The sequence below is a fragment of the Duganella callida genome (genome assembly GCF_004614165.1).
Classification (GTDB): Bacteria; Pseudomonadota; Gammaproteobacteria; order Burkholderiales; family Burkholderiaceae_D; genus Rugamonas; species Rugamonas callida.
Genome location: NZ_SPVG01000077.1, coordinates 1 through 21652, shown reverse-complemented (window position 1 = coordinate 21652; position 21652 = coordinate 1). Strand labels below are relative to the sequence as shown.

At 64.7% G+C, this 21652-nt stretch carries 19 protein-coding genes and 1 riboswitch; of the genes, 17 read left to right on the top strand and 2 right to left on the bottom strand.

Annotated features, from left to right (window positions below):
- Nucleotides 1-58: 58 nt before the first annotated feature.
- The gene (locus tag E4L98_RS08440; protein WP_135201119.1) at nt 59-2845 is read right to left on the bottom strand and encodes a valine--tRNA ligase; all 2787 of its coding nucleotides are present in this window, start codon (nt 2843-2845) and stop codon (nt 59-61) included.
- Nucleotides 2846-2962: 117 nt separating this feature from the next.
- On the opposite strand from E4L98_RS08440, the gene E4L98_RS08435 reads away from it, so the two are divergent.
- From E4L98_RS08435 to E4L98_RS08425, 3 genes are read left to right on the top strand one after another with little or no spacing between them, the layout of a single operon-like run.
- Nucleotides 2963-3184 carry a hypothetical protein gene (locus E4L98_RS08435; protein ID WP_205746685.1) on the top strand — a complete coding sequence of 74 codons (222 nt, stop codon included), beginning with the start codon at nt 2963-2965 and terminating at the stop codon, nt 3182-3184.
- 3 nt (nt 3185-3187) lie between these two features.
- Nucleotides 3188-3397, top strand: coding sequence for a type II toxin-antitoxin system RelE/ParE family toxin (locus tag E4L98_RS08430; RefSeq protein WP_135201118.1), 210 nt, complete (start codon nt 3188-3190; stop codon nt 3395-3397).
- Between the two features lie 12 nt (nt 3398-3409).
- Entirely contained in the window at nt 3410-4225 is an 816-nt protein-coding gene (locus E4L98_RS08425) for a crotonase/enoyl-CoA hydratase family protein (RefSeq protein ID WP_135201117.1), read from the top strand.
- Here E4L98_RS08425 and E4L98_RS08420 read toward each other — a convergent pair whose 3' ends face one another.
- A complete protein-coding gene (locus E4L98_RS08420; protein ID WP_135201116.1) occupies nt 4226-5560 on the bottom strand; it encodes a M20 metallopeptidase family protein in 1335 nt (444 codons plus the stop codon).
- Between the two features lie 133 nt (nt 5561-5693).
- Nucleotides 5694-5796: riboswitch (TPP riboswitch) on the top strand.
- Nucleotides 5797-5872: 76 nt separating this feature from the next.
- Here E4L98_RS08420 and thiC point away from each other — a divergent pair.
- From thiC to E4L98_RS08350, 14 genes are all read left to right on the top strand, one after another.
- Complete coding sequence (gene thiC / locus E4L98_RS08415; RefSeq protein WP_135201115.1) at nt 5873-7756, top strand: phosphomethylpyrimidine synthase ThiC; 1884 nt, start codon at nt 5873-5875, stop codon at nt 7754-7756.
- Between the two features lie 3 nt (nt 7757-7759).
- Entirely contained in the window at nt 7760-7963 is a 204-nt protein-coding gene (thiS, locus tag E4L98_RS08410; RefSeq protein WP_135201114.1) for a sulfur carrier protein ThiS, read from the top strand.
- A gap of 12 nt (nt 7964-7975) precedes the next feature.
- Entirely contained in the window at nt 7976-8755 is a 780-nt protein-coding gene (locus E4L98_RS08405; RefSeq protein WP_135201113.1) for a thiazole synthase, read from the top strand.
- Complete coding sequence (gene thiD, locus E4L98_RS08400; protein WP_135201112.1) at nt 8752-9657, top strand: bifunctional hydroxymethylpyrimidine kinase/phosphomethylpyrimidine kinase; 906 nt, start codon at nt 8752-8754, stop codon at nt 9655-9657. The genes E4L98_RS08405 and thiD overlap by 4 nt, the downstream gene beginning before the upstream one ends.
- Before the next feature lie 9 nt (nt 9658-9666).
- The gene (gene thiE, locus E4L98_RS08395) at nt 9667-10281 is read left to right on the top strand and encodes a thiamine phosphate synthase (RefSeq protein WP_135201111.1); all 615 of its coding nucleotides are present in this window, start codon (nt 9667-9669) and stop codon (nt 10279-10281) included.
- A 78-nt stretch (nt 10282-10359) separates the two neighbouring features.
- The gene (locus E4L98_RS08390) at nt 10360-10992 is read left to right on the top strand and encodes an ANTAR domain-containing response regulator (RefSeq protein ID WP_135201122.1); all 633 of its coding nucleotides are present in this window, start codon (nt 10360-10362) and stop codon (nt 10990-10992) included.
- 202 nt (nt 10993-11194) lie between these two features.
- Complete coding sequence (locus tag E4L98_RS08385) at nt 11195-11647, top strand: response regulator (RefSeq protein ID WP_135201110.1); 453 nt, start codon at nt 11195-11197, stop codon at nt 11645-11647.
- Nucleotides 11648-11760: 113 nt separating this feature from the next.
- Nucleotides 11761-12690, top strand: a complete 930-nt coding sequence (locus tag E4L98_RS08380; protein ID WP_135201121.1) for a Gfo/Idh/MocA family protein — start codon at nt 11761-11763, stop codon at nt 12688-12690.
- Between the two features lie 40 nt (nt 12691-12730).
- Entirely contained in the window at nt 12731-13837 is a 1107-nt protein-coding gene (locus tag E4L98_RS08375; protein WP_135201109.1) for an S-(hydroxymethyl)glutathione dehydrogenase/class III alcohol dehydrogenase, read from the top strand.
- 89 nt (nt 13838-13926) lie between these two features.
- Nucleotides 13927-14361, top strand: coding sequence for a MarR family winged helix-turn-helix transcriptional regulator (locus E4L98_RS08370; protein WP_135201108.1), 435 nt, complete (start codon nt 13927-13929; stop codon nt 14359-14361).
- A 185-nt stretch (nt 14362-14546) separates the two neighbouring features.
- Entirely contained in the window at nt 14547-17735 is a 3189-nt protein-coding gene (locus E4L98_RS08365; RefSeq protein WP_135201107.1) for an efflux RND transporter permease subunit, read from the top strand.
- Complete coding sequence (locus E4L98_RS08360; RefSeq protein WP_135201106.1) at nt 17725-18849, top strand: efflux RND transporter periplasmic adaptor subunit; 1125 nt, start codon at nt 17725-17727, stop codon at nt 18847-18849. The genes E4L98_RS08365 and E4L98_RS08360 overlap by 11 nt, the downstream gene beginning before the upstream one ends.
- Entirely contained in the window at nt 18846-20255 is a 1410-nt protein-coding gene (locus E4L98_RS08355) for an efflux transporter outer membrane subunit (RefSeq protein ID WP_205746684.1), read from the top strand. Before E4L98_RS08360 ends, E4L98_RS08355 begins: the two co-directional genes overlap by 4 nt.
- 195 nt (nt 20256-20450) lie before the next feature.
- The coding region (locus tag E4L98_RS08350; RefSeq protein WP_135201105.1) for a M56 family metallopeptidase at nt 20451-21652 on the top strand (1202 nt) is incomplete at its 3' end.

Below are 21652 nucleotides of genomic sequence, written 5' to 3'. Positions count from 1 at the left end.
GCCGTAGCGACCGCTACGGCAGAGCCCGTGTGCGATTGGCAGAACTGACCCCGGATTTTTACAGCTTGGCGAACTGTTCGCGGATCTTGGCCAGGGTGGCCGAGAAGCTGGCGACGCGTTCTTTTTCCTGCTCCACCACCGCCGCCGGCGCGCGGGCGACGAAGCTTTCGTTCGACAGTTTGCCGTTGGCCTTGCCGATCTCGCCTTCCAGTCGAGCGATTTCCTTGCTCAGACGCTCACGCTCGGCCTTGACGTCGATTTCCACTTTCAGCATCAGCTTGGTCGTGCCGACGATGGCCACGGCCGCCGGCGAATCCGGCAGGGCGTCGACGATCTGCACTTCCGCCAGCTTGGCCAGCGATTGCACGTACGGCGCGTAGCCTTCCATCGCCGCCTTGTCGGCCGCGTTGCCCGGTTCGACGATCAGCGGCACGCGCAGCGACGGCGCCAGCTGCATTTCGCCGCGCAGGTTGCGGGTGGCGTCGGTCAGCGCTTTCAGTTGCTGCATCCAGGCTTCGGCCGTTTCGTCGATGTGGGCGGCGTCGGCGACCGGATACGGTTGCAGCATGATGGTGGCCCCGCCTTTTCCGGCCAGCGGCGCGACGGCCTGCCACAGCGCTTCGGTCACGAACGGGATCACCGGGTGCGCCAGGCGCAGCACCACTTCCAGCACGCGCAGCAGGGTGTGACGGGTGGCGCGCTGCTGGCCTTCGGTGCCGCCTTGCACCTGTACCTTGGCCACTTCCAGATACCAGTCGCAGTACTCGTCCCACACGAACTTGTAGATGGCCGAGGCGATGTTGTCGAAGCGGTAGTCTTCGAAACCCTTGGCGATTTCCAGTTCGGCTTTCTGCAGCAGCGAGATGATCCACTTGTCGGCCATCGACAGGTCGGCGTCGGATGCCGAGCAGTCCTTGCCTTCGGTGTTCATCATGACGAAGCGGGTGGCGTTCCACAGCTTGTTGCAGAAGTTGCGGTAGCCTTCGGCGCGGCCCAGGTCGAAGTTGATGTTGCGGCCCAGCGAGGCGTACGAGGCCATGGTGAAGCGCACGGCGTCGGTGCCGTAGGCGGCGATGCCTTCCGGGAATTCCTTGCGGGTGGCCTTGGCGATCTTTTCGGCCGCTTTCGGGTTCATCAGGCCGGTGGTGCGCTTTTCCACCAGCGCTTCGACGCCGATGCCGTCGATCAGGTCGATCGGGTCCAGGGTGTTGCCCTTGGACTTGGACATTTTCTGGCCCTGCGAGTCGCGCACCAGGCCGTGCACGTAGACGGTCCTGAACGGCACCTTGCCGGTGAAGTGCGCGGTCATCATGACCATGCGCGCCACCCAGAAGAAGATGATGTCGAAGCCGGTCACCAGCACCGACGACGGCAGGAAGGCTTCCAGGTCAGGGGTCTGTTCCGGCCAGCCCAGGGTCGAGAACGGCACCAGCGCGGACGAGAACCAGGTGTCCAGCACGTCGGCGTCGCGGCGCAGCGGCGCGCTGATGCCACGGGCGGCGGCCTGCGCCTTGGCTTCCTCTTCGGTGCGGGCGACGAAGATGTTGCCGGCGTCGTCGTACCAGGCCGGGATCTGGTGGCCCCACCACAGCTGGCGCGAGATGCACCAGTCCTGGATATTGTTCAGCCACTGGTTGTAGGTGGTGCTCCAGTTTTCCGGGACAAACTTGATCTCGCCCGAGGCGACTTTTTCCAGCGCCACTGCGGCGATCGATTTGCCGGGGTTGTAGGTGCCTTCCGGCGCCGGCTTGCTCATGGCGACGAACCACTGGTCGGTCAGCATCGGTTCGATGACCACGCCGGTACGGTCGCCGCGCGGCACCATCAGCTTGTGCGGCTTGACTTCGACCAGCAGGCCTTGCGCTTCCAGGTCGGCGACGATCTTCTTGCGCGCTTCGAAGCGGTCCAGGCCGCGATAGGCTTCCGGCGCGTCGTCGACGATCTTCGCGTCCAGCGTCATGATGGACGGCATGGCCAGGTTGTGGCGCTGGCCGACGGCGTAGTCGTTGAAGTCGTGCGCGGGGGTGATTTTCACGCAGCCGGTGCCGAAGGCCTTGTCGACATACGAGTCGGCGATGACCGGGATCTCGCGGCCGACCAGCGGCAGCTTGAGCATCTTGCCGACCAGCGCCTGATAGCGCTCGTCGGTCGGATCGACCGCCACGGCGACGTCGCCCAGCATGGTTTCAGGACGGGTGGTGGCCACCGTCAGCGAGCCGCTGCCGTCGGCCAGCGGATACTTGATGTACCACATCGAGCCGTCTTCTTCTTCCGACACCACTTCCAGGTCGGAGACGGCGGTGCCCAGCACCGGGTCCCAGTTGACCAGGCGCTTGCCGCGGTAGATCAGGCCCTGTTCGTGCAGGCGCACGAACACTTCGGTGACGACCTTGGAGCGTTCGGCGTCCATGGTGAAGTATTCGCGCTTCCAGTCCGGCGAGGCGCCCAGGCGGCGCATCTGGCCGGTGATGGTGGAGCCGGATTTCTCTTTCCACTCCCAGACTTTTTCGATGAACTTGTCGCGGCCCAGGTCGTGGCGCGAGACTTTCTGCGCGTCGAGCTGGCGCTCCACCACGATCTGGGTGGCGATGCCGGCGTGGTCGGTGCCGGGGATCCAGGCGGTGTTATGGCCCAGCATGCGGTGGTAGCGGGTCAGGCCATCCATGATGGTCTGGTTGAAGGCATGGCCCATGTGCAGGGTGCCGGTGACGTTCGGCGGCGGCAGCTGAATGCTGAAGGACGGCTTTCCGGCGTTGATGGAGGCGGTGTAGTAACCGCGCTGTTCCCATTCGTTGCGCCAGAACTGTTCAATGTCGGCAGGCTCGAAAGACTTGGCTAATTCCATGATGGCTGATGTAATTTGATAAATGCGTTTGCGGAAACAGCCATTATAGATGACGCAGCCCGCGCTGCGTATTATTGTGGCAGCTACAATAGGGTTCCATATTCGCAGGAGGATGCCATGGCGATGACCGTAGCGGAAATAGAGGAAAATATTAAATTATTAAGCTTGACGGATAAGCAGCGCATCCTCGATGCTTTGAGCCGTGAGCTGGCGGATGCGCGCCGACAGTTGACTCAGGAGGCTCTGGAAGACGTGGATGCTGGCCGCTTCGTCGACCACCAGGATGTGAAGCAGTGGGCGGACAGCCTGGCAAGTGGAGCCCCATTGCCTTTGCCGTGAGTGATGAAGATCTTTTGGACCAGCAAGGCGCTGTCCGATCTGAGCCGGCTCCATGAGTTTCTGATGGCTAACGCCAGATTAGGAGAGTCGCTGGACGAGTTCCTGCCGCGGGAGGTGCGCCGCATCCTGGTGCGCCAATATGAAATTCGATATGAAATAAAAGATACGGCGATCTACATTCTGCGTGTCTGGCACACTAGGGAACATCGCTGACAGGAGACGGGCATGCCCAGTTTTGAGACTTTGCTTTTTACTGTGGAAGACAAGATCGCGACAGTGCGGCTGAACCGGCCGGACAAGCTGAATGCGATGAATGCGGTGATGTGGAACGAGATCCGCGGCGCCTTCCGCTACATCGATGAGACGCCCGACATCCGCGTCGCCATCCTGGAGGGCGAAGGCAAGGCGTTCACGGCCGGCATCGATCTGCAGATGATGCTGGGTGTCGGCGCCCAGGTACGCGACGACTGCGACGGCCGCACGCGCGAGAACCTGCGGCGCGTGATCCTCGACCTGCAGGACACGCTGACCAGCCTTGAACGCTGCCGCAAACCGGTGCTGGCCGCCGTGCATGGCGCCTGCGTCGGCGGTGGCATCGATCTGATCTGCTGCGCCGACATGCGTTACTGCTCGGCGGACGCCTGGTTCACCATCAAGGAAATCGACATAGGCATGACCGCCGATGTGGGGACTTTGCAACGCCTGCCGCGCCTGATCGGCGAGGGCATGGCGCGCGAGCTGGCCTACACGGCGCGCAAGTTCGACGCGGCCGAGGCGAAGGCGATCCGCCTGGTCAATCGCGTGTTCGACTCGCCCGAAGCCTTGCGCGCCGGCGTGCGCGAGATCGCGGCGCAGATCGCGGCCAAGTCGCCGCTGTCGGTGCGCGGAGTGAAGGAGATGATCAGCTACGCGCGCGACCACTCCGTCGCGGACGGCTTGAACTACGTCGCCACCTGGAATGCGGCCATGCTGATGTCGGCCGATCTGCAGGCGGCGATGATGGCGGGCATGAGCAAGTCCACGCCCACCTTCAGGGACTGATTACTGCAGCAGCGCGGTGGCCACCGAGGTCATCGCCTTCACGCCGGCACGCAGGCTGGGTTCCGGAATCGGCTTGAAGTGGCTGGTGTGCGCGCCCGGTATCGGCTTGCCGCCGGCGCGCGCCGCCGCCAGTTCGGCCGGATCGGCGATACCCAGGCCGAACATCACGGTCGGAATCTGGCGGCCCGGCAGGCCGAACAGACCGAAGTCTTCGCTGTTCATCACCGCATCGTCCTCGAACACGTTGGCGGCGCCGAGCGCGCCGGTGAGCGCCGTCTTGACGCGGGCGTTCAGCGCCGGGTTGTTGTGCATGGACGGCAGCGTCTCCTTTTCCACCACGGTGACGATGGGCATGCGGTCTTCCGGCACGCCGGCCGAAATCGCCACGCCGCGCGCGATGCGCTTGACGCCGTCGATGATGATCTGGTTGGCCTTGTCGCTGAACGAGCGCGTGGTCAGTTCCATCTTCACCTCGTAGGGAATCACGTTGCGCTTGGCGCCGCCGTGGATGGAGCCGACGGTGACCACGGCCGGATCGCGCGGGTCCTGCTCGCGGCTGACGATGGTCTGCAGCTGGACGATGAATTCGCCGGCCATCACCACCGGATCCTTGGCGTTCTGCGGCTCGGCGCCGTGGGCGCCGATGCCGCGCATGACCACGTCGATCGAGGTGACGCCGGCCGTGGTCGGGCCGCTGGTGACGGCCACCTGGCCGGCCGCGCGGCCGGGCGTGTCGTGCAGGGCGATGGCGAAATCCGGCTTGCCGAAGCGTTCGTAGAAGTTATCGGCCATCAGCGCCTTGGCGCCGTCGGCGGTTTCCTCGGCCGGCTGGCCGACCAGGATCAGCGTGCCTTTCCATTGTTTTTTGGTGGCCGCCATCAGGCGCGCGGTGCCGATCAGGGTGGTGGTGTGGATGTCGTGCCCGCAGGCGTGCATCACGCCGATTTCCTGGCCGGCGGCGTTCTTGGTGCGCACCTGGCTGGCGTAGGGCACGCCGGTTTCTTCGATGATGGGCAGGGCGTCCATGTCGCCGCGGATCAGCAGGCGTGGGCCGGGGCCGTTTTCGAGGATGCCGACCACGCCGTAAGCCTGGCTGCCGTCGGGGAATTTGCCCACGCGCTCCGTGACCTTGAAGCCGGCCTTGCGCATCTCCCCGGCGACGATGGCCGAGGTTTTGACTTCCTGGTGCGACAGCTCGGGAAACTGGTGAATCTGCTTGTAGATGCCGACCAGTGACGGCAGGTTATCTTCCACGGGCTGGTCCAGATAGTTGGCGGCCAGGGCGGCGGAAACGGACAGGTACGACACAGTCAAAGCACAGGCGAGTTTCTTCATCACGGTCCTTATCGGTCTTCAAGTAAGCGAGGTCACCGGCCAGTGTATGCGCCGCTGTTCCGTCTGGCAATACGCAATGACACGTTGTGGTTTTTTGAAATCCGGGCGTATAATCGTCGCGCTGCCGCGAGGTGGCAAACGCTAGGGGTCCTGCGCTGCATGTGTGGCGCGGGTGAGAAATACCCTCCGAACCTGATCTGGATAATGCCAGCGAAGGGAAGCTTAGGATGTCGCCGCCGCCACACCGTCCGGGTGTTCCGCGTGGCTGCCGTCCAACCTCCTTTGCTGGCTCCTGCCTAACAAAGGAGCCAAATGAACGCCAATCCGAAATTCGTGTCCGCCACCGCGACGGTGGATGAGGCCGCGATCAAGCCCTTACCCAATTCCCGCAAGATCTACGTCGAAGGCAGCCGCCCCGACATGCGCGTGCCGATGCGCGAAATCGTGCAGGCCGATACGCCGGCTTCGTTCGGCTTCGAGGCCAATCCGCCGGTGTATGTCTACGATACCTCCGGACCGTACACCGATCCGCAGGCGCGGATCGATATCCGTTCCGGCCTGGCCGAAACACCGCGCATGCCGTGGATATTGGAGCGCGACGATACCGAGGAGCTCGACGGTCCGACCTCCGTCTACGGCAAGGCGCGCCTGGCCGATCCGGCGCTGGACGAGCTGCGCTTCGACCTGCACCGCCAGCCGCGCCGCGCGCGCGCCGGCCGCAATGTCACGCAGATGCACTATGCGCGCCAGGGCATCGTCACGCCGGAAATGGAGTTCGTCGCCATCCGCGAGAACCTGCGGCGCAAGGAATATCTGGAGAGCCTGACGCAGTCCGGTCCCATGGGCCAGCGTCTGGCCGATCTGATGGGCCGCCAGCATCCCGGGCAGGCCTATGGCGCCGCCATCCCGCCGGAGATCACGCCGGAATTCGTGCGCGACGAGATCGCGCGCGGACGCGCCATCATCCCGGCCAACATCAATCACCCGGAAGTCGAGCCGATGATCATCGGCCGCAATTTCCTGGTCAAGGTCAATGCCAACATCGGCAACTCGGCGGTGACCTCGTCGATCGGCGAGGAAGTGGAAAAGATGACCTGGGCCATCCGCTGGGGCGGCGACACGGTGATGGATCTGTCGACCGGCAAGCATATCCACGAAACGCGCGAGTGGGTGATCCGCAACAGCCCTGTACCCATCGGCACGGTGCCGATCTATCAGGCGCTGGAAAAGGTCAACGGCAAGGCCGAAGACCTGAGCTGGGAAATCTTCCGCGACACGCTGATCGAACAGGCGGAGCAGGGTGTCGATTACTTCACCATTCACGCCGGCGTGCTGCTGCGCTTCGTGCCGCTGACCGCCAAGCGCCTGACCGGCATTGTCTCGCGGGGCGGTTCCATCATGGCCAAATGGTGCCTGGCGCATCACCAGGAAAACTTCCTGTACACGCATTTCGAAGAGATCTGCGAGATCATGAAGGCGTACGATGTGTCGTTCTCGCTGGGCGACGGCCTGCGTCCCGGTTCCATCTACGACGCCAACGACGAGGCCCAGCTGGGCGAACTGAAAACGCTGGGCAAACTGACGCAGATCGCCTGGAAGCACGATGTGCAGGTGATGATCGAAGGTCCGGGCCACGTGCCGATGCAGCTGATCAAGGAGAACATGGAGCTGCAGCTGGCGCAGTGCGACGAGGCGCCGTTCTACACACTCGGGCCGCTGACCACCGACATCGCGCCAGGCTACGACCACATCACCTCCGGCATCGGCGCCGCGCAGATCGGCTGGTACGGCACCGCCATGCTGTGCTATGTGACGCCGAAAGAGCACCTTGGCCTGCCCGACAAGAACGACGTCAAGGACGGCATCATCACCTACAAGATCGCGGCCCACGCGGCCGATCTGGCGAAAGGCCATCCCGGCGCGCAGATCCGCGACAACGCGCTGTCCAAGGCGCGCTTCGAATTCCGCTGGGAGGACCAGTTCAACCTCGGCCTCGATCCGGACAAGGCGCGCGAATTCCACGACGAGACGCTGCCCAAGGACTCGGCCAAGGTGGCGCACTTCTGTTCCATGTGCGGACCGCATTTCTGCTCGATGAAAATCACGCAGGAGGTACGCGCCTACGCGGAACAGGGCATGCAGGTGAAGGCGGTCGAGTTCATGAAGAATGGCGCCGAACTGTATAGCAAGGCGTGACAAATGATCGAGATCGAATTGAACGGCACACCGCACCGGGTGCCGCCGCGACTGACGCTGGACCAGCTGATCGACGCGCTGGAATTGACGGGGCAGGCGCTGGCGCTGGCGGTCAACCGCGACGTCGTGCCACGCCAGCAATGGCCGCAGCGCGAGCTGCAGGCCCAGGACAAAGTGGACATCGTGCGCGCCATCGGCGGCGGCTAAACGGAGACAGAAATGAGTGATGTATTGACTATCGCAGGCAAGGCATATCAATCGCGGCTGCTGGTCGGCAGCGGCAAGTACAAGGATCTGCAGCAGACCCGCGAGGCGACCGATGCGGCGGAGGCGGAAATCATCACGGTGGCGATCCGCCGCGTGAACATCGGCCAGGACCCGAAGGCGCCCAGCCTGCTGGACGTACTGCCGCCGTCGCAGTACACCATCCTGCCGAATACGGCCGGCTGCTACACCGCCAGGGACGCGGTCTACACGCTGCAGATGGCGCGCGAACTGCTGAACGGCCATAAACTGGTCAAACTGGAAGTGCTGGGCGACGAACAGACCCTGTTCCCGAACATGCCGGAAACGCTGGTCGCCGCGCGCGAACTGGTGAAGGATGGTTTCGACGTGATGGTGTACTGCAGCGACGACCCGATCCAGGCGCGCATGCTGGAGGATATCGGCTGCGTGGCGGTGATGCCGCTGGCGTCGCTGATCGGGTCCGGCATGGGCATACTGAATCCGTGGAACCTGTCGCTGATCATCGAGCAGGCCAGGGTGCCGGTGCTGGTGGATGCAGGCGTCGGCACCGCGTCCGACGCGGCGATCGCCATGGAGCTCGGCTGCGACGGTGTGCTGATGAACACCGCCATCGCCGGCGCGCAGGACCCGGTGCGCATGGCGCGGGCCATGAAGCTGGGCGTGCGGGCGGGCAGGGAGGCTTACCTGGCGGGCCGCATTCCGCGCAGGTTCGCCGCCTCGCCATCATCGCCAATGGCCGGCCGGCTAGCATGACCACCAGGGCGGGGACGCGGGCATCGGCAGAGGGCGCGGTAGTGCGGCGCCACTGCGTGCTGGTGTTCGCCGGGCTTGACCCGTCTGGCGGCGCCGGCCTGACGGCGGACGCGCAAGCGATCGCCGCCCTGGGCGCGCATGCGCTGACGGTGTGCACGGCGTTGACGGTGCAGGACAACGACCGCGTCTACGACGTGCAGCCGGTGCAAGCGGAGCTGGTCTCGCGCCAGGCGTGCGCATTGACCGACAAGATGGCAATCAGCGCGATCAAGATCGGCATTACCGGCAGCGCCGCCAACGCGCGCGCGATAGCGCAGGTGATCGAACAACTGCGCGCGCAGCAGCCCGACCTGCCGGTGGTGCTGGACCCGGTACTGGCCAGCGGCCACGGCGACCTGCTGTCGCGCGACGACGCGGTCGAGGCGCTGGCGCCGCTGCTGGCGCTGACCACCATCATCACCCCCAACGGCCCGGAAGCGGCGGCGCTGACCGGCGCCGCCCAGGCAGATGAGCAGGCTGCCATCCTGCTGGCACGCGGCTGCCGGCAGATCCTGATCACCGGCGGCCACGGCGATGGCGCCGAGATCATCAACCGCTGGTATGGCCCGCAAGGCCGGCGTGAGTGGCGCTGGCCGCGCCTGCCTGGCGACTTCCACGGCAGCGGCTGCACCCTGGCCGCCGCCATCGCCGCCATCGCCGCCGTGCATCCGGGGTCGCATCCGGGGTCAGGTCTTCCATTGCGTCACGAGCACTGCCGTAGTCTTGATTACGGCAGTGCTCGTGACGCAATGGAAGACCTGACCCCGGAGTTGGAGCGGGCGCAGCATTTTACTTATCTGGCGCTGCGCGACGCGTATGCCATCGCCGATGGCCAGCGGGTGCCGCTGCGCCATTTCTTATGAAAGCCCATCATGCACGGACTTTATCTCGTTACTCCGGATTGGAACGCCACCGACCGCCTGCTGGCCGTCACCGGGCAGGCGCTTCGCGCTGGTCCGATCGCGCTGCTGCAGTACCGCCACAAGGAGGCTACGCCGGCGCTGCGGCGCGAGCAGGCCAGCGCCTTGCTGGCATTGTGCCGCCGATACCACGTGCCGTTCATCGTCAATGATTTCGCCGACTTGTGCGCCGAGATCGATGCCGATGGCGTTCATCTCGGCGGGGCGGATGCACAGGTGGCCGAGGTCCGCGCGCGGCTCGGCCGCGACAAGATCATTGGCGCATCCTGCTACGGTGAGTTGCCGCGCGCGCTCGATGCCCAGCAGGCCGGCGCCAGCTATGTGGCATTTGGCGGCTTCTATCCATCAAAAGTGAAGAAGTATGCGGTCACCACGCCAGTCGAGATTCTCGATCAGGCCCGCGCCGCGATCCGCGTGCCGACGGTGGTGATCGGCGGCATGACACCGCACAACGCGGCGCCGCTGGTGGCGCGCGGCGCGCACATGGTGGCCGCCATCAGCAGCGTCTATCAAGCTGAAAGTGTGGCGGCGGCGGTGAGGGATTTTCTATCGCTTTACACCAAGTGATAAAACGCTTGAAGTGTGGCCGGCTTTCGGTTTAAATGGGGTCGTTAGTATTCGCCCAAGGTTTATCCCTACATGCCCATGACCGCATCCACTCCAGCTACCAAACGCCTGATCCTGATCGTCGATGACGACCCCCTGCTGCTCGACTTCCTCGGCGAAGTGCTCGGCCATGCCGGCTATGACATCGCCAAGGCTTCGTCCGCCGAACAGGCGCTGCAAGCCATCGCCCAGCGCGAACCCGATCTGGCCCTGCTGGACATCCACATGCCCGGCATGAACGGCCTGGAACTGGCCAAGCAGTTGCATGCCACCAGCTCGGTGCCGTTCATGTTCCTGTCCGGCCGCGGCGACGCCGACGCCGGCAAGCAGGCCGCCTCGTATGGCGCGGTCGGCTTTCTGGTCAAGCCGGTCGACGAAAAGCACCTGATGCCGGCGTTCACCGCCGGTCTGGCGCGCGCCGACGAGATCCGCCAGCTGCGCCGCACCGAGTTGAATCTGAACGCCGCCCTGGCCGCCGGCCGCGAAACCAGTCTGGCTGTGGGCCTGCTGATGTGCAAGTTCCAGACCGACCGCAACACCGCCTTTGAAGTGCTGCGCGATCACGCCCGTTCCAACCGTCGCAAGGTGAACGAGGTGGCAGACCAGTTGCTGGCGGCCGAGGAAACCCTCAACAGCCTGCACGCGGCCTTCAACAACCGTCTGAAAAAGTAGACGAGCTGGGGGCAAAATTTCTTGCCCTTGAGCATTTTTAGGTTAAACTATCGCTTGTCAGCGGCGGATGTCTGTCATCCGCCCGCCTGATCCGCCGCGGGCCCGATCTATGCCTGCCGCTTCACTGGCCGCCTGTACCCTGCGCCACGCCCTTCCATTCGGCCCAACTCCGCCGAGATTTGTTTTTCCTGCGGAGCTAGCCATGACCAATGATTTCCCGAGCAACAGCCATCGTGCGTTTACCGAAGAGAGCGGCGGCGCGATCGGTTTTTCCATATTTGCCGCGGCGCCGCGCGTGCTGCACATCGACAGCGACCACGATGCGGCGCTGGTGCTGGCCGCGCTGCTGGTGCCGGAAACCCAGGTGACCCATGTGCCGACCATGGAAGCCGCGCGCCGGCTGCTGCAGACCGAACAGTTCGCCCTGGTGGTGATCGACCCCGATCTGCCCGACGGCGACGGCGCCGATCTGCTGCCGCACGTGCGCTCGCTGCAGCTGGGCGCGCGCGTGCTGATGTATTCGGCGCGCCATCCGGAACAGCACAACGCCGGCAGCGCCTTCCTGCCGAAACCGTGGACCTCGCCGCGCCAGCTGTGGCGCACCGTGTCCGACCTGCTGGGCATCGGCCCTGCGATGCCGGTTGAACCGCAATAATCGTCATATCGATAATATTGACAAGGTGACGTCCCGTAGCGCTTGTTGTCAGGTTGTCCAAGGTGGTAGGCTGCTGCTCCGCCAGAATCAACTTATTCAAGAAAGACCGGATGATGACGTCACCTATCAAACTTGCCATCGTGGGCGTGGGCAAGATCGTTTACGACCAGCATTTGCCGGCGATTAGCGCCAATCCCGACTTCACCCTGGTCGCCACGGCCAGCCGCAACAACACCATCGACAACGTGCCGAGCTTCCCGACCATCGAGGCGATGCTGGAAGCGCATCCGGAGATCGACGCCGTCTCGCTGTGCATGCCGCCGCAGTACCGCTACGCCGCCGCGCGCAAGGCGCTGGCCGCGGGCAAGCACGTGTTCATGGAAAAGCCGCCGGGCGCCACGCTGTCGGAAGTGGCCGACCTGGACGCCTATGCCGCCGAACAGGGCGTAAGCCTGTTCGCCAGCTGGCACTCGCGCTATGCGCCGGGCGTGCAACCGGCCAAGTCCCATCTGGCCGCCAACGCGCCGACCAGCATGCACGTGATCTGGAAGGAAGACGTGCGTCAGTGGCACCCGAACCAGGACTGGATCTGGCAGGCCGGCGGCCTGGGCGTGTTCGATCCGGGCATCAACGCGCTGTCGATCGTGACCGAGATCCTGCCGTCGGCCGTGTTCCTGACCAAAGCCGCGCTGGAATTCCCGGAAAACCGCGACGCGCCGATTGCCGCCGACCTGCATTTCCAGAACGCCGACGCGGTGAAGGTGCACGCCGAATTCGACTGGCGCCAGACCGGCAAGCAAAGCTGGGACATCGTGGTGACCACTGTGCAGGGCGAACTGCGCCTGGCCGACGGCGGCGCGCGCCTGTGGATCAACGGCGCCGAGCAGCCGCTGGAAAAGGAAGCCGAGTATCCATCGCTGTACCAGCGTTTCGCCGCCCTGATCCGCGCCGGCCAGTCGGACGTCGACGTTTCGCCGTTGCGCCACGTGGCCGATGCCTTCATGCTGGGTCGGCGCAAAGTGGTGGAGGCGTTCCACGACTGATTTGTTATCATGGAGGATAGTTCTCCATGAAAGGAATCAGATGAAAACTAAAGCAGCCGTTGCGTGGCAGGCGGGCAAGCCCCTGACGATCGAGGAAGTCGAACTGGGCGGCCCGCGCGAAGGCGAGGTGCTGGTCGAAATCAAGGCCACCGGCATCTGCCACACCGATTACTACACCCTGTCCGGCGCCGATCCGGAAGGCATCTTCCCGGCCATCCTCGGTCATGAAGGCGCCGGTGTGGTGGTCGATGTCGGCCCTGGCGTCAAGTCGCTGAAGAAGGATGACCACGTCATTCCGCTGTACACGCCGGAATGCCGCCAGTGCAAATTCTGCCTGTCGCGCAAGACCAACCTGTGCCAGGCGATCCGCGGCACCCAGGGCAAGGGCCTGATGCCGGACGCCACCAGCCGCTTCTCGCTGGACGGCAAGCCGATCTTCCACTACATGGGCACCTCGACCTTCTCCAACTACATCGTGGTGCCGGAGATCGCGCTGGCCAAGATCCGCGAGGACGCGCCGTTCGATAAAGTTTGCTACATCGGTTGCGGCGTCACCACCGGCGTCGGCGCGGTGCTGTTCACTGCCAAGGTGGAGGCGGGCGCCAACGTGGTCGTGTTCGGCCTGGGCGGCATCGGCCTGAACGTGATCCAGGCGGCGAAGATGGTGGGCGCCGACAAGATCATCGGCGTCGACATCAACCCGGCGCGCGAAGCGATGGCGCGCAAGTTCGGCATGACCCATTTCGTCAATCCGAACGAGGTGGAAAACGTGGTCGACCACATCATCCAGCTGACCGACGGCGGCGCCGACTACAGCTTCGAGTGCGTCGGCAACACCACCCTGATGCGCCAGGCGCTGGAGTGCTGCCACAAGGGCTGGGGCAAGTCCATCATCATCGGCGTGGCGGCGGCCGGCCAGGAAATCTCCACCCGTCCGTTCCAGCTGGTCACCGGCCGCGAGTGGAAGGGTTCGGCCTTCGGCGGCGCGCGCGGCCGCACCGACGTGCCGAAGATCGTCGACTGGTACATGGAAGGCAAGCTCAACATTGACGACCTGATCACCCATCACCTGACGCTGGACCGCATCAACGAAGGTTTCGACCTGATGAAGAGCGGCGAATCGATCCGCTCGGTGGTGGTCTACTAAAAAAGTCGGGGTCAGAGCCGGCTCTGACCCCGACTTGGTCCGGCGATCTGGCCTATAATGCCCGGATTGTAGTCAGTTAGGAGCCGGCCATGGAGCCGATGTTTGAATGCAGCTGCGCCGCCGTGCGCTGTGCAGCTCGCGCGGTGACGCGTGCCTATGATGAGGCGCTGCGTCCCATGCAACTGCGCCTCACGCAGTTTTCCATTCTTAATAAAGTCGACAAGGAAGGCCAGCTGGCGCTCAGCGAGCTGGCCGAGCGCATGGTGCTCGACCGTACCACCATGGCGCGCAACGTCAAGCCGCTGGAACGCGAGGGCTGGATCAAGGTGTCGGTCGGCGCCGACCGCCGCGAACGGCTGTTGACCATCACCCCGGCCGGCAAGGAAGTGCTGGAGCGCGCGCGTCCGCTGTGGCGGGCGGTCAGCGAGCGCTTCGAGCGCACGTACGGCCCCGACCGCGTGGACGCGCTGCGGTCGTCGATGGTGGAAGTGGTGCGCGTGGCGCGCGATATCACCACCGCCTGACGGCCAGCTGGGCCGGCTGTCCTATCCGTAAGGTCAGGCAGCTCGATCGAGGATTGACTTAGGGTGCATATGCACCTATTATTCGGCCAACTCGTGAAACCAAATTGACGGCGCTCAGGAGTGTCTGCAGCCGTCAATTTTTTTATCCAAAACGTGTATATACACGTTATTGTGAAAGGTATCCTATGTGGATCGTTATAACGGCGCTACGGCGGCCGTACACTTTTCTGGTACTGGCGGTGCTGATCGTGCTGGCGGGGATCTATTCCATCGCCAAGACCGCCACTGATATTTTCCCCAACATTAAAATTCCGATCACGGCCGTGATCTGGAAGTACAACGGCCTGCAGCCGGAGGAAATCGCCAACCGCATCGTGCTGTTCTCGGAGCGGGTGGCGCAGACCATCGTCAACGACATCGAGCACACCGAGTCGCAGTCGGTGACCGGCACCTCGGTGGTCAAGTACTACTTCCAGCCGAATGCCAAGGAGGAGCTGGCGTTCTCGCAGATCACCGGCGCCTCGCAGACGCTGCTCGGCTTCGCGCCGCAGGGCACCACACCGCCGCTGATCCTGGCCTACAACGCCTCCACCGTGCCTATCCTGCAGCTGGCGCTGTCCAGCGACAGTCTGCCGGAATCGCAGATCTATGACCTGGGCAATAACATCCTGCGGACCGCGCTGGCCACCGTGCCCGGCGCGGCGATTCCGTTCCCCTACGGCGGCAAGCAGCGCCAGGTGCAGGTGGACCTGGACCTGAACGCGCTGCGCGCGCGCGGCCTGTCGGGCAATGATGTGGTGGCGGCGATCAGCGCGCAGAATCTGGTGATCCCGGCCGGCACGCAGAAGATCGGCGAGTCGGAATATTTCATCAAGCTGAATTCCAGCCCGCGCAATATCGAAGACCTCAACAATCTGCCGGTCAAGACGTCCAACGGCAGCGTGGTGTTTGTGCGCGACGTCGCCCACGTGCGCGACGGCTACACGCCGCAGACCAATATGGTGCGCCTGGACGGCCGCCGCGCGGTGCTGATGAACGTGCTGAAAACCGGTAACGCCTCCACGCTGGACATCATCAACGCCGTCAACGAAAAGCTGCCGCAGATCCGCGCGCAGCTGCCGCCGGAACTGAAGATCGAAGCGCTCAGCGACCAGTCGATCTTCGTGCGCGCCGCCATCAAGGGCGTGGTGCACGAAGCCATCATCGCCGGCGCGCTGACCGGTGCGCTGATCCTGCTGTTCCTCGGCAGCTGGCGCAGCACCCTGATCATCACGGTGTCGATTCCGCTGTCCATCCTTGCGTCGATCGCGGCGCTGTCTGCGCTGGGCGAGACCATCAACATCATGACCCTGGGCGGGCTGGCGCTGGCCGTCGGTATCCTGGTCGATGACGCCACGGTCACGATTGAGAACATCAATTTCCACCTGGAGCAGGGTAAGCCGGTGGAACAGGCCATCCTCGATGGCGCGCAGCAGATCGCGCTGCCGGCGCTGGTGTCGACGCTGGCGATCTGCATCGTGTTTGTGCCGATGTTCATGCTGGCCGGGGTGTCGAAATTCCTGTTTGCGCCGATGGCGGAGGCGGTGGTGTTCGCGATGCTGGCCTCGTATCTGCTGTCGCGTACCCTGGTGCCGACGCTGTGCAAATTCCTGCTCAAGCCACACGCTCCGGGCGCCGCGCATGATGGTCACGGCGTGCTGGCACGCTTCCAGGCCGGTTTCGAGCGCGGCTTCGAGCGCACGCGCGAACGCTACAAGGCGCTGCTGGAGTCGGCGCTGCGTGGCGGGCCGTGGTTCGCCGGCCTGTTCCTGGCCGCGATGGCGCTGACCGCGCTGATCGCCTTCCCGATCGGACCTTTGCCTGGTCTCGGTCAGGACTTCTTCCCCAGCGTGAACGGTGACCAGATCAAGCTGCACATGCGCGCCCGCAGCGGTACCCGCATCGAGGAAACCGCAGCGCTGGCCGACCGCATCGAGAAGGAAATCCGTGCCACCATTCCCGCTGCCGACATCAAGAACGTGGTCGATAATCTGGGCTTGCCCTACTCCGGCATCAACCTGGCGTACAGCAGCTCGGCGCCGGTCGGTCCCGCCGACGCGGATATCTTCATCAATCTCAATGACGAGCACACGCCGGTGGCGGAACTGACGCACCAGCTGCGCAAGAAGCTGAATGCCGACTTCCCCGATGTGACGTTCTCGTTCCTGCCGGCCGATATCGTCGGCCAGATCCTGAACTTCGGCCTGCCGTCGCCGCTGGACATTCAGATCACCGGCTTTAATGTGAAGGGCAACCGCGAGTTCGCCAACAAGCTGCTGCAAAAGCTGCGCACGGTGCCCGGTGCCGCCGACCTGCGTATCCAGCAGGAGAACGACTATCCGGAAATCGACGTGGACGTGGACCGCAGCAAGGCCGCGCTGCTGGGCATGACCGAGCAGAACGTGGCCAGCAACCTGCTGGTGTCGCTGTCCGGCAGCTTCCAGACTTCGCCATCGTTCTGGAACGACCCGAAGACCGGCACCCAGTACAACGTGGTGACCCAGACCCCGCAGCATCAGCTGCAATCGCTGAATGACCTCGGCAACACGCCGCTCACCGTAACCGGCGGCAGCCAGCAGCAGCTGCTGTCGAACGTGGCCAGCGTCAAGCGCAATGCCTCGCCGACGGTGGTCAGCCACTACAACGCGGTGCCGACCATCGACATCTACGGCACCACCGAAGGGCTGGACCTGGGCTACGTCTCCAGGCAGGTCAACCGGATCGTCGAAGAGGCGAAGAAGGATCTGCCGAAAGGTTCGAAGATCGAAGTGCGCGGCCAGGTGCAGACCATGCACGCCTCGTTCAACGGCCTGCTGTTCGGCCTCGCCTGCGCGATCCTGCTGGTGTACCTGCTGATCGTGGTGAACTTCCAGTCGTTGATCGATCCGCTGATCATCATTTCGGCGCTGCCGGCGGCGCTGGCGGGCATCGTCTGGATGCTGTTCCTGACCCATACGCCGGTGAGCGTGCCGGCGCTGACGGGCGCCATCATGTGCATGGGCGTGGCGACCGCCAACAGCGTGCTGGTGGTGAGCTTCGCGCGCGAGCGCCTGCATGCCGGCGACAGCGCCTGGCAGGCCGCGCTGCAAGCGGGCTACGGCCGTCTGCGTCCGGTGATGATGACCGCGCTGGCCATGATCATCGGCATGCTGCCGATGGCACTGGGCCTGGGCGACGGCGGCGAGCAGAATGCGCCGCTGGGCCGCGCCGTGATCGGTGGCCTGATCTTCGCGACCATCGCCACCCTGTTCTTTGTTCCTGTCGTGTTTTCCATGGTCCGCGGCCGCTTTGCCGCGCCGGCCGCATCCAACCTGGAGGTATCCCATGTCTCGTAAAGCTCTGATCATTTTGCCGGTGGCCGCGCTGGTGCTTGCGGCGTGGGGCATCAGCACCCGCCTGCAGGCGCGCAACGCGCTGGCGCAGGACGCCGCCAACGGCGCCGTCATCAATGTCGTCGTCGCCAAGCCGGTGCACAGCACCAGCGGCGATGAACTGGTCCTGCCGGGCAATGTCCAGGCGCAGACAGAAGCGACCATCTATGCGCGTACCAGCGGCTATCTGAAGGCCTGGCATCCGGACATCGGCGCCAACGTCAGGAAGGGCGATCTGCTGGCGGAAATCGATACGCCGGAAATCGACCAGCAGCTGCGCCAGGCCTCCGCCGATCTGGCGACGGCGCAGGCCAACTATGCGCTGGCGAATACCACCAACGAGCGCTGGAAAGGTCTGCTGGCGACGCAGTCGGTGTCGGCGCAGGATGCGGACCAGAAGGCCGGCGACGCGCAAGCCAAGAAGGCGGCGGTGGATGCGGCGGCCGCCAACGTGGCACGTCTGCGCGATCTGGAATCGTTCAAGCGGGTGGTGGCGCCGTTCGACGGTGTGATCACCGCGCGCCGCACCGATACCGGGGCACTGATCAACGCCGGCCAGAATGCCGGCGGCGAGTTGTTCCGCCTGGCCGACACGCGCAAGCTGCGCATCTACGTGCAGCTGCCGGAGAAATACGCGGCACTGACCAGGCCGGGCCTGCCGGCCGAGCTGCGCTTCGATGAACATCCGGGCAAGAAGTACGAGGCGCAAACGGTGCGCACTTCGCGCGCGCTCGATCCGGTGTCGCGCACCCTGCAGGTGGAACTGGCACTCGATAACGCCGACGGCGAATTGTTCCCCGGCGCGTACGTCGAAGTACATTTCAAATTCCCGGACGCGGCGGAGACGGTGCGCCTGCCGGCCAACACGGTGCTGTTCCGTTCCGCCGGCCTGCAGGTGGCGACGGTCGGCAGCGACAACCACGTGAAGCTGAAGAGCATCAAGCAGGGCCGCGATTTCGGCCCCACCATCGAGGTGCTGGACGGCCTGACGGCGGATGATGTCGTGATCCTCAATCCGCCCGATTCGCTGGTCGATGGCGCGGTGGTGAAGACCACGCCGCAAAAGGTGAAGCCATGATGCGGCCATTGATGCTGGCATTGCTGGCGGCCGGCCTGGCCGGCTGCTCGCTGGCGCCGACCTATCGGGTGCCGGAGTCCGTGGCGCCGGCCGCCGCGTTTCAGGAAGCGCCGGGCTGGAAGCAGGCGCAGCCCGCCGATGCGCTGGCGCGCGGCCAATGGTGGAAAGTGTACGGCGACGATGGCCTGAATGCGCTGCAGGACAAGATCAGCATGGGCAACCAGAGCCTGCAGGCGGCGCTGGCGCGTCTGCAGCAGGCCAGGGCGCAGACGCAGTTCGCCGGCGCCAACCGCTATCCGACCGTGGAAGCGAAAGCCGGCGCCACGCGCGCGCGCACGTCGGTGAATTCGCCGGGCTTCAAGCCCGGCGCGGAGCCGGTGGGGAACAATTACAGTCTCGGGCTGGATCTATCGTACGAGCTGGATGTTTTCGGGCGCGTGCGCAACCAGGTGTCGGCGGCGGAGGCGGGCGAGCAGGCCAGCACGGCGGACGTGGCGACGCTGGAATTGTCGCTGCGCGCCGAGCTGGCGTCGGACTATTTCAGCCTGCGCAGCGACGATGCGCAGCAGCAGCTGCTGGACCGCACCGTCGAGGAATACGCCAAGGCGCTGCAGCTGACCGAGAATCTGTTCAAGGGCGGCGCGGCGGCATCCATCGACGTGGCGCAGGCGCAGGCACAGCTGGAGACGGCGCGCACCAGGGCGGCCGACCTGCGGCTGCACCGCGCGCAGACCGAGCACGCCATTGCCGTGCTGCTGGGCGAAAATCCAAGTAGCTTCAAACTGGCGCCGCAAGCGCTGGCGGACGGCGTGACGCCGCCGGCCATCGATCCGGGCCTGCCGTCGGCATTGCTGGAGCGTCGTCCCGATGTGGCGGCGGCGGAGCGACGGGTGGCGGCCGCCAACGCCAGCATCGGCGTGGCCAAGGCGGCATACTTCCCGGTCTTCAGCCTGGCGGCGGCGTTCGGCTACGACAGCACGCAGACCGGCAGCTGGCTGCAGGCACCAAGCCGCGCGTGGTCGGTGGGGCCGCTGGCGGCGCTGACCTTGTTCGACGGTGGCCGTCGTCGTGCGCAGAACGAGCAGGCGCAGGCGGCTTACGACGAACAGGTAGCCAACTACCGCAACACCGTGCTGGCGGCCTATCGCGATGTCGAGGACAGCCTGGCGGCATTACGCGAGCTGGAGCGGCAGAGCGTCAGCCAGGCGGCGGCAGCGGCGGCGGCGGGACGCGCGCTCGAACAGTCCAACTATCGCTACAAGGGCGGCGTGGCGACGTATCTGGAAGTGTCGGTCAGCCAGAACGCCGCTTTGCAGGCGCAACTGGCAGCATCGGCGATCCAGCTGCGGCGCATGCAGGCCAGCGTGCAGCTGGTCAAAGCACTGGGCGGCGGCTGGCAGGCCTGACGCTCCAGTCGCCGGATTCCGCAATCCGTCGCAAGTCGGCGGAATGCGGGACGCTGTTGCGTTACATTGGATGATGCGGATTCCGTCCGCGATGTAGAAAAAAAGTTCTAGACACGAGAATCTAGATAATTTATTCTACATTCCATCTAAGGAGCGCGGCATGGACAAACATAGCATTTCGCAAGGAGCGGCGGCATGAACGGCATGCTGTCCGCGCTGGTGCCGGCGGTCGGCTGGGCGCTGCTGCATTTCATCTGGCAAGGCATGTTGATCGCCTGGGGCGTCACCTTGGCGATGTATGCCTTGCGCCGGGCGCGTCCACAGACGCGGTATGCCGTGGCGTGCGGCGCCTTGCTGCTGTGCGCCGCCTTGCCGCTGTCCAGTATTGTGTCGCAGATGGTGGCCGCCCGCGCCGCGGCTGCCGAGGGCGGGACGCTGGCGGCCGGCATGTCGGCTGTCGAGGGCGTTGGTGCTGGCGCCAAGGCTGAGGTTGCCGCTGGCGCGGGCACGGTCGATACCGGCCTCGGCATCCTGGCCTTGCGCGGCCTTTCCTCGCTGATCGATGAAAACACACTTGCCGCCGCGCGGGACGTGCTACGCCGGCAACTGCCATGGGTGGTCGGCCTGTGGCTGGCGGGGGCGGCGTTCATGTCGCTGCGCCTGGCGCTGGGGCTGAAATGGGTGGCTGAGCGCACCCGTGCCGGCGAATACACCGTCGATCATTACTGGCAGCGCCGCCTGTCCGAGCTGGCGCGCCGTTTCGACATCGAACAGCATGTGCGGCTCGGCGTGGCCGGACAGCTGGACAGTCCCATCACCGCCGGCTGCTGGAAGCCGATCGTACTGGTGCCGGCCGCGCTGGTGACCGGCATGCCGCCCGAGCTGCTGGAAGCCTTGCTGGCGCACGAACTGGCGCACATCAAGCGTCGCGATTATCTGGTCAACCTCATACAAAGCGCGATCGAGATCGTGCTGTTCTATCACCCTGGTGTTTGGGCTATATCGCGCAGGATACGGATCGAGCGGGAACAAATCGCCGACGACCTGGCAGTCGAGATGCTCGGTCAGCCGCAAAAGCTGGCGCAAGCGCTGTCGCAACTGGACCGTTTTCAGTTCGACACTACCCAACTAGCCCATGCGGCTCACGGAGGAAATCTCATGTCTCGTATCAAACGCCTGCTGCGTCCCGATGTTGAACCTGTCAGCTGGAAGATGGCGGTGCCGTTGGCCGGCCTGTTCGCTGCCGGCGCCGTCTTCTATGTACACGCCGCGCCGCAGCCGCCCGAGCCGCCAGCTCGGCCGCCGTTGGAAGCGATGGCTGCCGTGCCGGCGCTGCCGGATGTCGTCGCGCCTGTGGCGCCGGTCGCACCCGTAGCGCCCGCTGAGCCGATGCGCGT

Bases quoted from the DNA above. Each gene is read 5' to 3' on its own strand.
- E4L98_RS08440 (WP_135201119.1), bottom strand. From the start codon at position 2,845: ATGGAATTAGCCAAGTCTTTCGAGCCTGCCGACATTGAACAGTTCTGG.
- E4L98_RS08435 (WP_205746685.1), top strand. From the start codon at position 2,963: ATGGCGATGACCGTAGCGGAAATAGAGGAAAATATTAAATTATTAAGC.
- E4L98_RS08430 (WP_135201118.1), top strand. From the start codon at position 3,188: ATGAAGATCTTTTGGACCAGCAAGGCGCTGTCCGATCTGAGCCGGCTC.
- E4L98_RS08425 (WP_135201117.1), top strand. From the start codon at position 3,410: ATGCCCAGTTTTGAGACTTTGCTTTTTACTGTGGAAGACAAGATCGCG.
- E4L98_RS08420 (WP_135201116.1), bottom strand. From the start codon at position 5,560: ATGAAGAAACTCGCCTGTGCTTTGACTGTGTCGTACCTGTCCGTTTCC.
- thiC (WP_135201115.1), top strand. From the start codon at position 5,873: ATGAACGCCAATCCGAAATTCGTGTCCGCCACCGCGACGGTGGATGAG.
- thiS (WP_135201114.1), top strand. From the start codon at position 7,760: ATGATCGAGATCGAATTGAACGGCACACCGCACCGGGTGCCGCCGCGA.
- E4L98_RS08405 (WP_135201113.1), top strand. From the start codon at position 7,976: ATGAGTGATGTATTGACTATCGCAGGCAAGGCATATCAATCGCGGCTG.
- thiD (WP_135201112.1), top strand. From the start codon at position 8,752: ATGACCACCAGGGCGGGGACGCGGGCATCGGCAGAGGGCGCGGTAGTG.
- thiE (WP_135201111.1), top strand. From the start codon at position 9,667: ATGCACGGACTTTATCTCGTTACTCCGGATTGGAACGCCACCGACCGC.
- E4L98_RS08390 (WP_135201122.1), top strand. From the start codon at position 10,360: ATGACCGCATCCACTCCAGCTACCAAACGCCTGATCCTGATCGTCGAT.
- E4L98_RS08385 (WP_135201110.1), top strand. From the start codon at position 11,195: ATGACCAATGATTTCCCGAGCAACAGCCATCGTGCGTTTACCGAAGAG.
- E4L98_RS08380 (WP_135201121.1), top strand. From the start codon at position 11,761: ATGACGTCACCTATCAAACTTGCCATCGTGGGCGTGGGCAAGATCGTT.
- E4L98_RS08375 (WP_135201109.1), top strand. From the start codon at position 12,731: ATGAAAACTAAAGCAGCCGTTGCGTGGCAGGCGGGCAAGCCCCTGACG.
- E4L98_RS08370 (WP_135201108.1), top strand. From the start codon at position 13,927: ATGGAGCCGATGTTTGAATGCAGCTGCGCCGCCGTGCGCTGTGCAGCT.
- E4L98_RS08365 (WP_135201107.1), top strand. From the start codon at position 14,547: ATGTGGATCGTTATAACGGCGCTACGGCGGCCGTACACTTTTCTGGTA.
- E4L98_RS08360 (WP_135201106.1), top strand. From the start codon at position 17,725: ATGTCTCGTAAAGCTCTGATCATTTTGCCGGTGGCCGCGCTGGTGCTT.
- E4L98_RS08355 (WP_205746684.1), top strand. From the start codon at position 18,846: ATGATGCGGCCATTGATGCTGGCATTGCTGGCGGCCGGCCTGGCCGGC.